Origin of the sequence: Pseudoalteromonas sp. AS84 (assembly GCF_038900255.1) — a bacterium.
Lineage (GTDB): Bacteria > Pseudomonadota > Gammaproteobacteria > Enterobacterales > Alteromonadaceae > Pseudoalteromonas.
In genome coordinates, this window is record NZ_JBBMQY010000001.1 from 384,708 (window position 1) to 397,465 (window position 12,758).

Sequence of the window (12,758 nt, forward strand, 5' to 3'; positions counted from 1 at the left end):
ATTGTGGCTTAAGCACATGGAGAGTTAAGTGAGTAATAACCGATCAGATGAAATGTGGCAAAACATGAAGTTACTGCCATTTTGTATATTACTTTATGATGCCAATGAAGATATATTCAAAGTTAACAGTCAGGCACTGAGTTTATTTGACTTAGAAGAGCAACCACATTTTAAAAAAAACGATTTTGCACATATCACTTTAACCAATCACCACAGTAAAAAAGAACTGTTAATCGAAGATCTATTCTTAGACTATTTTACAGCAAATAATCAATGCCAGTTTGCTTTATCAAAACAAACATCTAAATTACTACTCAATGTAAAATTTGCAAAATTACCTAACTCACATTCAATTATTATCATTGATATATTAAATAACAATGTCGAAGAACAATATGATTTTGATAATATTATTTCGAACATATCAACTGACTTAATTGATATTCAAAACGACGACGTTGATAAGCATATCAACTATGCATTAAAAGCTATTGGTACCGTATGCCACGCAGATAGAAGTTATTTATTTAAGTTTGCCGAGGACGGTAAAACAATAAATAACACTCACGAATGGGTCAATAACGATATACAAGCATTTAAAGACGACTTACAGGACCTTCCAAAAAGCGATCTCCCTTATTTTTTTACTTTAATGGCCCGTACTCACTTATTTAGAGTTAACGATGTAACGTTGTTACCTATTCAAGCAACGAGCGAAAAAATAATTTTTCAGCGACAAAAAATAAAATCAGTTCTTTGCATCGGGTTACGTTATGACAAAGAGCTCGTTGGCTTTATAGGCTGTGATTGCGTTGTTCAAAAGAGAAACTGGACTGATTTAGACCTTATTCGCCTAAGGTTAGTAGGTGAAATGCTTGCTAATGCTTTCAAAAATTTAAATTACAAGCAAGAGCTACAAAAAACTCAGCAGCAACTCATTAATGCCAACCATAAACTCAACAAACAAGTTAATACTGATGGCCTTACAAACATTGCTAACAGACGCTGTTTTGATCAAACTTTAAAATGCGAAATAAAACGCGGCGCACGTAATAAAGAACCCATTAGTTTAATAATGTGTGATATTGATTTTTTTAAGCGTTATAACGATAACTACGGGCATCAGCTCGGTGATGAAGTGTTAAAACAAGTTGCCAAAGCGCTGCATGATCTTTGTAAACGTGAAGGTGATTTAGCCACTCGTTTCGGTGGTGAAGAATTTGCGATAATTTTACCTGCAGTCGACACAGATCATTGTCAAAGGTTTGCTGTTCTTATTCAGGAAAAAATCGCAGAACTCGCAATTGAACATAATTTTTCAAGTGCTAGTAATTACCTCTCTTTGAGTATTGGATTTTATAGCCTTATACCCAATCAAAAAACAACATCTAAAGAAGTAATAACTAACGCCGACATAGCCCTTTATAACGCAAAAGAAACAGGCAGAAATAAAATAGCCAGTTTTTAGAAAACCGACTAAGTCGGCGCGCTACAGTGAGTTTTAGTGGTTAAAAGTTCACTGTAGTGATAATCTATACACGCTGAAATTATAAACAATACAACCACTCAGCGTTTAATTATTATAAGGAATGTTTAAATGGATCCAGTCACACAAATTCTCGATATGGTTTTTACTGTTGAGGCTTTTTTACTTGTTTTTGTTATCGTGCTTTTAAAAAGTAGCGTTAAATTTGTACCACAAAACCGCGCCTGGTTAATCGAACGTTTTGGTAAATACCAATCAACTAAAGAAGCCGGCCTTAACTTTATTATTCCATTTATTGATAGAATCTCGGCTGATCGTAGCTTAAAAGAACAAGCTCAAGATGTACCATCGCAGTCAGCTATCACTAAAGATAACATTTCACTTATAGTTGATGGCGTACTGTACTTTAGGGTACTAGACCCTTACAAAGCAACGTATGGCGTTGACGACTATACGTTTGCAGTGGTACAACTTTCGCAAACAACGATGCGTTCTGAATTAGGTAAAATGGAGCTTGATAAAACATTTGAAGAGCGTGATTTACTTAATACCAACATTGTTGCAGCTATAAACCAGGCATCTGAGCCTTGGGGTATTCAAGTACTTCGCTACGAAATTAAAGATATTGTGCCGCCTAACTCTATTATGGAAGCGATGGAAGCACAAATGAAAGCTGAGCGTGTTAAGCGTGCTCAGATTTTAGAGTCAGAAGGTGATCGCCAAGCAAATATCAACGTTGCTGAAGGTAAAAAACAAGCACAAGTACTTGCTGCTGAAGCCGACAAAGCCGAGCAAATTTTACGCGCTGAAGGTGAAGCAACAGCAATTACAACTGTTGCTGAAGCACAAGCAAATGCACTTATTAAAGTTGGTGAAGCTGCAGATACCGATCAAGGTCAAAAAGCAATTCAGCTAGACTTAGCAACCAAAGCAATTGCAGCTAAAGAAGCGATAGCTCGTGAGTCATCAATTGTATTACTGCCAGACAACGCGACAGATGCAAGCTCAGTGGTTGCCCAAGGTATGGCAATTATTAATAGTTTAAATAAAAAGAATTTGGGTTAATAACTAAATAAAGAGGTTTGTATGGATTTTATTACGCAAAATTTACCGCAAACACTTATGGTACTTGGTATTGTTGCTTTAATAATAGAAGTAGCAGTACTTGGCCTTTCTACATTTATTTTGTTGTTTTTTGGATTATCGTTATTCCTCACAGGATTATTAATGAGTTTTGGTATTTTACCTGACTCATTAACAACAGCCCTTTGGAGTAACACAGTTGTAACAGCGGGCTTAGCCGTTGCACTTTGGAAACCATTAAAACAAATGCAAAATCGCGTAGATAAGAAGCAAGTGAATAGTGATTTTGCTGAACTTACTTTTGTACTTACTAGCGATGTAACAGAACAAGGTTTAACTACCCATCAATATTCAGGTATTAGCTGGAAGCTTAAAAGTGAGCAACCAATTATCGCAGGTACTGAGGTTCTAGTAACCAAAAAAGAAGTGGGTGTTATGTGGGTTACGCCTAAAAGCTAATCATCACTTTAAATACAAGCACTATGTATAATAAATTACAGTAAAACGGGCGGCTCAAACTGCCCGTTTTTTATGCCTGAGATTTGAAATACAGTGCCTTGTTCACTAGCAGTATTATTAATCGTTTTATCAAATGCCGATGTTACAAGTAAAAACTCAGCATTATCACCACCAAATGCAGTGCATGTCGGTTTTATTGCACAAAGCTTGATTGTTTTAATTAGCTCACCGCCTGGGGATAAACATATAACACACCCCATTCCCCACACAGCTAGCCACAAATTACCTAATTGGTCGGTCACGCAGCCATCGGGGTCAACATCAGTATCATTAAATTGATAAAAAACACGTGGCTCAGAGCAAGGTTCGCCAGTTTGCTCATCCAAATCTAATACATAAATACAACTTGTTAAAGAGTCGCAGTAATAACCGCGTAAACGTGGCTTATCAAAGCACAATCCATTTGGGATACTCAAACCACTTACAACGACTTTAAGCTGGCGTTTATAATAACGGTATATTTTACCATCAGCTTTTTTAGCATTTACGTCCATTGTACTTAACCAAAAGCCACCCCATGGATCAGCGCGGCCGTCGTTTGAACGCCTATTTAGCTCTGTATTTTCAATATTAAAAATAAGATGGCGAGTGCTCGAATTAATATGGTATTTGTATAAACCAGTACTTGTACCTAGCAACAAGTGCTGCTCATCAATCCACGCTATTGCACTGAGTGTATCGGGCATATTAATTGTTTTTAGTTGGCTTTCGCTGTGTATGTTTTTGCTTAAAAGTAATTTTTTATTTATGTCGACCCAAAAAAAGGTATTCAGCATAGGGTGCCAAAGAGGACTTTCTGCAAGCTGATTCTGTGTGCTTTCAAAAATGGTTACGCTAGGATCAAACATAAATACTTATTCTTAACAAAGCCTTGTAATCCCAAACCTTACCAGAAAACAGTTGATTTCGCGATGTGTACCTGGCTTTAATTTATCAACACGCCCTAGTGACTGCAAAATCAATATCATTGCACCACCGGCTAATTTTAAAGTTGGGCGTACCACTAAAAAGTTTGAAATACTTAATAGTGGTTACAACATGGGAGTTAATACTGCAAAGGCCTTTTTAGCTAAATAACTGTATTCTTTACTCTAATAATTGCGGTGCTTTACCTGCAATAACTGCGGTTAGTAAACCAGCTAACATAGCTCCCACAACGGTGCATATTGCACCCCCTAAAATACCGTAAACACTCATAAAACATATCAGCGCTAAACCAAATAGCAGTGTACTTAAAAATGTTTTGACCAATAATGTAAGTGTGTTTTTTCGTATATTGAGCATCATTAATAGTAAACTCACCATCGCAATTGTAATTAGTAGCTCGTTCATGCGGGTTGTACCTCAACTTGTAATTTTTGTGTGTTTTTTATTTTTAAGGCACCAAACATACACGCGATACCCACCACCATAAAACTTATATCTACTACCGCAACAAGCGAGCTATTAAAGTTAATAACATTGCTCACGCCAAATACGATGTTAAGCGGCAGCACCAAAGCAAGCGAGGCACCGCATAGTAAAAGAGTCAGCTTGAAGTAGTTTTTATAATCTATGGGTAATACACTAAAGAGTAACCATGCCAACCACGTATAAAAAAACACGGGTCCAAAAAAGCTATTTTGCGCCACACCAATAACGGTATAATTAAGTACAACTTGCACAGGAAATAGCACAAAGCTTGCTAATACCAAGCCACCACAACTGCCAATAATAAAACGATTCCAGCGTGCATATGCCTGCATACTCAGTGAAGGGCTACTGCCACGTGTACGCTTTGCTAGCCACATCATCATGCCCGAAATAGGTAAAAGCGCAGTACTTAAACCAAGTAATACCCAAAGCAGTTTGACAAACACCCCTGCAAAGTTTCCAAAGTGCAGCGGAAACATCAGCTCAATTATTTTTATTGAAACACCTGAAATATCACCAAAACTACTCATCGACTGTACAAACTCACCATTGCCTTGATAATGTAGTAACTGAGAAGCAACAGCCTCGCCACCTAACAAACGCAAATATACCTGCGCATTCGCATCGTTATGCGCCATTATTGTGACATCTCTAATTATTGCTTCAGGGTAACAACTATGAGCATGCTCTAAAATAGTGTCTATTTTTGTAGGTTGCTTAATGTGGCTAACTACAGGCTCAGGAATGGCGGTAAACGTTTCTATTAACTTATCTTGATCGCCACCAAAGCTCACAAACGCAGCTGCTGGTAGTAAAATAATAGTCGCGAGTCCTAAAAATGATCCTGTAAAACCAATCACAATATTAAATACGCTGCCCCAAATACCTATAACCTTATGAGCATCGCTTATTGCAATATCTAACCCTTTATCTCGCCTAAACGTAAAGAGCTCTTTTATCAATTTGCGATGAATAAACAAGCCTGTCACTGCACTTACTAAAAGCGTTAAACCTAAAAACCCAGTGAGTATTAACCCAATTGGACGCCCTAAATGCAAATCTGCATGAAATTCACCTATATAAGTTGGCGCATCGGTTTTTTTATTGGCGTAAAACTCTTTACTAGGCCCATAGTAAGTATTTTCCAGCACCAGTGTATTGGGATGAAATTGAAATACTCTAGCCACCTCTTGGTCGTAATTTTCATCGCCATGGTGAGATTCAAATACCAACGTTAATAAATGAAAGTTATGCCCACTTGGTAAAAACACATGAATGTTTTCGCCAAATTCACTAGGTACTTGTTTATGATATTCGTTTACTAGTCTATTAATTTGCGCGCTGGCAACGTGTTGGCTAGATTGTAGTTCTGGATTAGCCCATATTTTTAACTCAGGTCGCGACAGAACTGCTAACGCCCCACTAAATGCAACAATAAATAGCAGTACCGCAGTAATAATTCCTACCCAGCTATGTAATAAAAATAGCTTTTTTAAAGTAATCGACTTCATCCCTGCCCCTGCGTTAACGCCCAAAAACTCAATAAACCATGTAATACACACAATGCAATCATGACTACAAAAGGTTGCCATACTTTTTGCGCCAAATACGCATAAATAAACAGCGCAGTCCAAATAACAGGAAAGAGTAAAATAGGTAGTAATATTTGTTCATTCATTTGAAACGGTAAATAGGTTGTCATACCCGGAATCATTATTACCGCTGTAACTAGCGCTAATACACACGCAATTAAGTGCCTTCGCCGTGTAGCTGTAAACGTTTTTTTATTATTCATTATTCGCTCAGTAAATTTGCCCAAACATATACAAAACAGTACATGCAAATGATAACAATTACTATTATATTGTGCATTTAATGTTTAATGCAATTTATTAAACAAATTAAGTCTAAAAACACTGTTGGTTTGCCTTAAGAGCTTTTATGCTACGCCTCGCAATTTAGGTACGCAGTAATGCGTCATTTCAGTTAAGCCGAGTTCGGGCTTTTTAATTTTTCAGGAAGCAGTAAACCGTGGATATAATTAACGCGATTATTTTAGGTATTATTGAAGGTATAACAGAATTTTTACCCATATCATCAACTGGGCACTTAATTGTAGCGTCAAAGTGGTTAGGCATTGAATCAACAGACGCTAACCTCGCCTTCGAAGTCATTATCCAACTTGCCGCCATTTTAGCGGTACTAGCCAACTATAAAGATAAGTTTAGCCCTAAACATTTCAATTTATGGGTGAAAGTTGCCATTGCATTTATTCCTTTGGGTATTATTGGTTTTATATTTAGTGATGCAATAAAAACACTTTTTAGCGTACCAGTAGTAGGTGTTATGTTTATTGTAGGCGGTGTGATTTTTTTACTATTAGAGCGCAATTATAAAGAGGCTCAATGCACAACTACCGATGTAACCCAAGTTACTTATAAACAAGCTCTTTGGATTGGCGTAGCACAAGTATTTGCGTTAATTCCAGGGACTAGTCGTGCTGGAAGTTCTATTGTTGGTGCCATGTTATGTGGTTTAAACCGAAAAGCCAGCGCTGAATTTTCATTTTTACTTGGTTTACCTGTACTTGCAGCAGCCTCAGGGTACGACTTACTTAAACATTACCAACTGTTTAGCTTAGATGACCTAACTGCCCTTGCAGTTGGCTTTTTAACGTCTTTTATAGTCGCTTATTTTACTATTAAACTATTCATACGCTTTCTAGAAAATTTCACTTTTGTTAGTTTTGGTCTTTACCGAATCGTATTTGGTGTTATTTTATTAACTATAGCCTACACATAAGAGAACATTATGACCGAAAAAATAAACGAAGAAGCACTCCATGCACTTAAAATAGCCTTTACTTACATGCCTAAAGCGATTGAAGTGACAAAGTATGAATATGGCGAGCGCTACCAAAGCGTACTTGATCACATTGAAGCTGTACGTGAAACGCTACTTCTTAACGATGTAGACCCGGAAGAAGTTGGCGGCGATATAAATCCTGAGTACACACCAAACTCAACCTACTAAATATAAAACACTGAGCATTATATAATCATCATTACACTCAGCGTTATATTAATGCTCTATTATTCTACAAAACATAAGGTTATAAATTTAAAGTGTACACATCAGTTTTAGTTATCATCGATAAAAACTGCTAAACTTACTTGGTAATTAATAAATATGCCTTTAATTGGCTTTTATATTGTATAAATTGAACAAAAGCTTACGGGGTGTTTTCTTTTGAATTTTTTAAGACGTTTTCACGATATCGTTTCGAATCAGTCGTTTGATTTTCAAACCAAAATCAATAAACTTTTAATCTTTGGATTAGAAGTATTCGAGCTAGAGCTAGGCATTATTAGTAAAGTAGATGAAAACAGTTATACCGTTTTATATGCCATAACCCCCGACAACTCACTTTTACCCGGTACTGTGTTTGACTTACAAGGCACCTATTGCGTACATACGCTATCTGCTGGCTCCGCACTTGCTTTTCATAAAGCCTCTCAAAGCGCAATTGCAAACCACCCCTGTTATATAAACTTTCAGTTAGAGTCTTACATTGGCGCGCCAATAAAAATTGGTGATAAAATATTTGGTACAGTCAACTTTTCATCCGCAAAAGACTCTCTCGCTTTTAACGATGATGCTTACGACTACATCGAATTATTTGCGCAATGGCTAGGCTCGGAATTTGCTCGCGCACAAACTAAAGAACAACTCATAAAAAATAGTAATACCTTATTAAAGCTAGAGCACGTTGCAAATATAGGCACCTGGGAAGTTGATTTAATCTCTGACAAAATCACCTGGAGCGAACAAACATACCTCATACATGAAGTAGATGAACAATTTCAACCACAAATGAATTCTGCAATCGAGTTTTATAAAGAAGGCCCAAGTCGTGAAGGCATTACTCGCGCTGTAGAATTAGCCATAGAAAAAGGCAAAAAATGGAATTTAGAGCTAGAAGTAATAACCGCTAAAAATAAACACTTATGGGTGGCTACCTTTGGTGAGGCTGAGTTTGAAGGCGAGCGCTGCATAAGGTTATTTGGCACCTGCCAAGATGTAACCGAGTCAGTCAAGCTTCGAGAAGAGCTTAAACAAAAGCAAGCTCAAGCAGAGCGCTTACTTGAAGATAGAAGCATGCTATTTGCTAAAATCAGCCACGAATTAAGAACCCCTCTTAACGGCATCACAGGTATGCTAACCACATTAATAGATGAACATAGTGAAGAAGTACGTGCTGAAAAAATAAAAATAGCACTTAGAAGTGCTGATATTTTGCTTAGTATTATTAATGAGGTGCTCGATTTTTCTAAAATTAATCATGGAGAGCTAAAGCTAGAGCCTACTGACTTTTTGTTAAAAACAATTTTTACCGATTTAACTTCTTTATACACACCACTATTTAAAAATACGCATGTAACGCTACAAGTAAATAATACAATTGATGATGACTGCTGGGCTTTTAGTGACAATACTCGACTAAGCCAGATTGTTTCTAATTTATTGAGTAATGCACTTAAATTTACTGAAAATGGTTCAGTTACACTAAATACCAGCCTTTCTAAAGTAAAAGCTAAGTTAAGTTTAAACATTGAAGTGTCTGATACAGGCCGCGGAATGAGTAAAGGCTTTTTAGAGTCACTGTTTTCTCCTTTTTCTCAAGAAGTAGATGCTAAAAATTCAAAAGGTGGCACAGGCCTTGGGCTTGCAATAGTAAAAGAGCTTGTTGAATATATGGGCGGCAAAATAAAGGTAAAAAGTACACCTAATAAAGGCACTACGTTTTTAGTAAATATTCCTATAGAGCCAGGTAAAGAGCAAAAACAAGAAAGCCTTAAATCAAACTTAGACACTAACGGCAGTGACTTATCTGTACTTGTTGTTGATGATAACGACATTAACAGATTAGTTTTACATGCCTCGCTAGATAAGTTGAATATTAAAGCAGACTCAGCCGTTGATGGCCAAGATGCAGTATTAAAATGTCGCCAAAAACATTATGACCTTATTTTTATGGACTGCGTAATGCCCATACTCGATGGATTTGAGGCAACAAAACAACTTAGAGCAGAAAACATCTGTCCAGATGAAGAAACTTACATAGTGGCTTTAACAGCAAATACCTCATCACAAGACAAACTGGCCTGTAAACAAGCTGGCATGGATATGTTTATATCAAAACCTTTTAAGTTACCAATACTCGAAAAAGCAGTTATTAATGCGCTTGAGCATACAGCTAACGTTAGTTAACGTTTATAGTTAACTTATTGGTTAAATAGGGATATAAAATGAAAAGTATAATAAGAACAATACTATTTACGGTGCTTTGTTTAGCAATATTTAAAGGCGTTTCCACTGAGCAATGGGGGTCATCAATAACGGTAATTATCGTATCAGGCATATTGCTGTTAGTTACATTCATCAGTGCTAAGTCATCACGTGGATCATCAGCTTATACTGGCAGTGACTCATCAGTTTCCTCTAGCAGTAACTCATCGCACTCTCACACACATTGTAGCGGCGGTGATTCTGGCGGTGGGTGCGATTAGATCGTGTGCTAATTCTTAAGCATTAAAAAAGCCGCCTTTGGAGAAGGGCGGCTTGGGTTAACAAACAGCTATGGGTGTAGCCTTGCTGTTATATCAAGAGAGTTTTTACTAATTACATTAAGCAGCGCTTTGATCAGCTTCTTCAGAGTGGCGAATTAAATAATCAAATGCACCTAAACTTGCTGTTGCACCGCTGCCCATTGCAATAATAATTTGTTTAAACGGAGTATTGGTTGCATCCCCCGCGCCATAAATGCCTGGTAATGAAGTTGCGCCTTTAGCATCAATCAGTATTTCACCAAATTTGCTCAATTCAAGGTCGCTATCTTTTAACCATTCTGTATTAGGTATTAAGCCTATTTGTACAAATATACCGGCAAGTTCAAGCTCTTTGCTCTCTCCCGACACTCTATCTGTGTACATTAAGCCAGTTACTTTTTTACCATCACCAAGTACTTCGGTTGTTTGTGCACTTTTGATAATAGTAATATTAGCCATGCTTTTAGCTTTACGAATAAGCACTTCATCAGCACGTAGTGTGTCTGCAAATTCAAGTACCGTAACGCTTTGCACAATATTAGCTAAATCGATTGCAGCTTCTATACCTGAATTACCACCGCCAATTACGGCAACAGGTTTACCTTTAAATAAAGGACCATCGCAATGTGGGCAATATGCCACACCATGGCCGCGATATTCTTGCTCCCCTGGTACGTTCATTTCGCGCCAACGTGCACCGGTGGCAAGTACAAGCGACTTAGCTTTAAGTACTGCGCCATTTTCTAGTGTAATTTCGTAGCCATTGTTATAGCCAAGTGCCGCTGCACGCTGATTATGCATTACATCTACATCGTATTCTTTAACGTGCTCTTCAAGCTGGGCAACCAACTTTGGCCCCTCTGTCGCCTTAATCGAAATAAAGTTTTCTATTGCTAATGTATCTGCAACTTGTCCACCAAACCTGTCGGCAACAATGCCTGTATTTAACCCTTTTCGTGCTGAGTAAATCGCAGCCGATGCGCCCGCAGGCCCACCACCAATTACAAGTACATCAAATTTATCTTTTTCACTTAGCGATTCAGCTTGGCGCTGTGCCCCTTTGCTATCTACTTTATTGAGTATGTCGGTAAGGCTTAGTGCACCTTGGCTAAATGGTTCGCCATTTAAATATACAGCCGGTACAGCTAAAATATTTCGCTCTTCTACCTCACTTTGAAATAATGCGCCATCAATCATGGTCGCTTTAATATTGCTGTTTGTCGCTGCCATAGTATTAAGTGCTTGGACTACTTGCGGGCACGTTTGGCAACTTAAACTTATGTATACTTCAAAGTTGAGTTCTTGAGTGAGCGATTGTATTTGCTCAATGTCTTCGCTTTTAGCTTTACTTGCGTGTCCGCCAGTATGTAAAAGTGCTAACACTAAGCTTGTAAATTCGTGGCCCATAGGTACGCCTGCAAACGTAATATGAGTGTTTTTAATAGGTGAATGTACAACCATCGACGGGCGACGCGCGCTTGTATCTGGGTTGTTTATTACCGTAAATTTATCGCTCAGTGAAGCTAAATCGTTCGCTAAGCTTTCTACTTCTGCTGATTTTTTGCTGTCATCCAAGGCAATAAGCAGCTCAACAGGTTGAGTAAGCGATTCAAAATGGCTTTTTAATTGATTTTTTATGTTGTTATCTAACATGGCTTAACCCTTTTAGGAAAATTTAAACAGCAAGCCTCCCATGCCAAATAATGCATGTGCTTAAACAAGTATATTGATATAGGAGGCACCAACAAACGGATGTTCGTTGATTTAAGGGCAGTTACCTGCCCTCATAGTAGGAATAAATCTATACTTAGATTTTACCAACTAGGTCTAGTGAAGGTGCAAGTGTGTCTTCACCTGGCTGCCAAGATGCAGGACAAACTTCACCGTCGTGAGTTGCAATGTATTGTGCAGCTTGTACTTTACGAACTAGTTCTTTAGCGCTACGGCCAATACCTAAATCGTGAGTTTCGATAATTTTAATTTCGCCTTCCGGGTTCATTACAAATGTTCCGCGAAGTGCTAAGCCTTCTTCTTCAATCATTACGCCAAAGCTACGAGTAATACGTCCTGTTGGGTCGCCAATCATTGGGTAAGTAATTTTACCAATTGTGTCTGACGTATCGTGCCATGCTTTATGAGTGAAGTGAGTGTCAGTAGATACTGAGTAAACTTCTACGCCCATCTCTTGAAGTTGTGCGTAATGATCTGCAACATCGCCAAGTTCAGTAGGACATACAAACGTAAAATCAGCTGGGTAAAAGAAGAAGATTGACCATTTACCTAGAACATCTTTTTCAGACAATTCTACAAAGTCACCGTTGTGGTAAGCGGTTGCATTGAATGGTTGTAATTTTGTATTGATTAATGAAGTGCTCATGGTATTTCCTCATCTATATTTAATGTATTTAAAAAGTAATCAACGCTTTCGTTTAAAACGACCTTCTGCGTTGGCTTGGTTAATACAATAAGGCCAATGGGAAATTAAATAAAATTGATTGTTTAGATTAAAACAATCGGTTTTTTGGATTGAACTATATAATCTCTTTTACCGTAAGCATTAGTTGAATTGTAAACGCTGGCGAATTATTAAGATCGCTAATCGCAATACTGCTACAATAGCCGCGCTTCAAATAAGTCATTAAACATAA

13 protein-coding genes and 1 pseudogene are annotated in these 12,758 nt (G+C 37.7%); 8 read left to right on the forward strand and 6 right to left on the reverse strand.

The features are described from left to right. Positions 1-28: 28 nt before the first annotated feature. The 3 genes from WNY79_RS01630 (at position 29) to WNY79_RS01640 (ending at position 3,028) form a co-directional block, all read left to right on the forward strand. The gene (locus WNY79_RS01630) at positions 29-1,468 is read left to right on the forward strand and encodes a diguanylate cyclase (RefSeq protein ID WP_342874912.1); all 1,440 of its coding nucleotides are present in this window, start codon (positions 29-31) and stop codon (positions 1,466-1,468) included. Positions 1,469-1,597: 129 nt separating this feature from the next. Continuing rightward, a complete protein-coding gene (locus WNY79_RS01635) occupies positions 1,598-2,551 on the forward strand; it encodes a slipin family protein (RefSeq protein WP_165735637.1) in 954 nt (317 codons plus the stop codon). Positions 2,552-2,572: 21 nt separating this feature from the next. Continuing rightward, positions 2,573-3,028, forward strand: a complete 456-nt coding sequence (locus WNY79_RS01640; RefSeq protein WP_342874913.1) for an NfeD family protein — start codon at positions 2,573-2,575, stop codon at positions 3,026-3,028. 35 nt (positions 3,029-3,063) lie between these two features. Here WNY79_RS01640 and WNY79_RS01645 read toward each other — a convergent pair whose 3' ends face one another. Beyond that, complete coding sequence (locus tag WNY79_RS01645) at positions 3,064-3,936, reverse strand: SMP-30/gluconolactonase/LRE family protein (RefSeq protein WP_342874914.1); 873 nt, start codon at positions 3,934-3,936, stop codon at positions 3,064-3,066. Positions 3,937-4,030: 94 nt separating this feature from the next. Here WNY79_RS01645 and WNY79_RS01650 point away from each other — a divergent pair. Continuing rightward, a pseudogene (locus WNY79_RS01650) lies at positions 4,031-4,165 on the forward strand (DUF6363 domain-containing protein); the annotation flags it as partial. A gap of 9 nt (positions 4,166-4,174) precedes the next feature. Here the strand turns inward: WNY79_RS01650 and WNY79_RS01655 are convergent. The 3 genes from WNY79_RS01655 to WNY79_RS01665 are packed head-to-tail and all read right to left on the reverse strand — an operon-like array spanning position 4,175 to position 6,296. Beyond that, entirely contained in the window at positions 4,175-4,420 is a 246-nt protein-coding gene (locus WNY79_RS01655; protein ID WP_342874915.1) for a hypothetical protein, read from the reverse strand. Beyond that, positions 4,417-6,012 carry a PepSY-associated TM helix domain-containing protein gene (locus WNY79_RS01660; RefSeq protein ID WP_342874916.1) on the reverse strand — a complete coding sequence of 532 codons (1,596 nt, stop codon included), beginning with the start codon at positions 6,010-6,012 and terminating at the stop codon, positions 4,417-4,419. Before WNY79_RS01660 ends, WNY79_RS01655 begins: the two co-directional genes overlap by 4 nt. Next, on the reverse strand, positions 6,009-6,296 hold the full coding sequence (locus WNY79_RS01665) for a hypothetical protein (RefSeq protein WP_024600574.1): 288 nt from the start codon (positions 6,294-6,296) through the stop codon (positions 6,009-6,011). The genes WNY79_RS01660 and WNY79_RS01665 overlap by 4 nt, the downstream gene beginning before the upstream one ends. Before the next feature lie 236 nt (positions 6,297-6,532). Here WNY79_RS01665 and WNY79_RS01670 point away from each other — a divergent pair, with 236 nt between their 5' ends. The 4 genes from WNY79_RS01670 (at position 6,533) to WNY79_RS01685 (ending at position 10,071) form a co-directional block, all read left to right on the forward strand. Then, positions 6,533-7,303: an undecaprenyl-diphosphate phosphatase gene (locus WNY79_RS01670; RefSeq protein WP_294118449.1), complete on the forward strand. Its 771-nt coding sequence runs from the start codon at positions 6,533-6,535 to the stop codon at positions 7,301-7,303. A gap of 9 nt (positions 7,304-7,312) precedes the next feature. Continuing rightward, positions 7,313-7,534: a penicillin-binding protein gene (locus WNY79_RS01675; protein ID WP_076924211.1), complete on the forward strand. Its 222-nt coding sequence runs from the start codon at positions 7,313-7,315 to the stop codon at positions 7,532-7,534. Positions 7,535-7,750: 216 nt separating this feature from the next. Beyond that, on the forward strand, positions 7,751-9,772 hold the full coding sequence (locus tag WNY79_RS01680; protein ID WP_342874917.1) for an ATP-binding protein: 2,022 nt from the start codon (positions 7,751-7,753) through the stop codon (positions 9,770-9,772). A gap of 38 nt (positions 9,773-9,810) precedes the next feature. After that, the gene (locus WNY79_RS01685; RefSeq protein WP_076915785.1) at positions 9,811-10,071 is read left to right on the forward strand and encodes a hypothetical protein; all 261 of its coding nucleotides are present in this window, start codon (positions 9,811-9,813) and stop codon (positions 10,069-10,071) included. 117 nt (positions 10,072-10,188) lie between these two features. On the opposite strand, the gene ahpF is transcribed toward WNY79_RS01685, so the two are convergent. Continuing rightward, on the reverse strand, positions 10,189-11,763 hold the full coding sequence (gene ahpF, locus WNY79_RS01690) for an alkyl hydroperoxide reductase subunit F (RefSeq protein ID WP_197184837.1): 1,575 nt from the start codon (positions 11,761-11,763) through the stop codon (positions 10,189-10,191). 154 nt (positions 11,764-11,917) lie between these two features. Beyond that, a complete protein-coding gene (gene ahpC / locus WNY79_RS01695; protein WP_008134426.1) occupies positions 11,918-12,487 on the reverse strand; it encodes an alkyl hydroperoxide reductase subunit C in 570 nt (189 codons plus the stop codon). Positions 12,488-12,758: the final 271 nt, after the last annotated feature.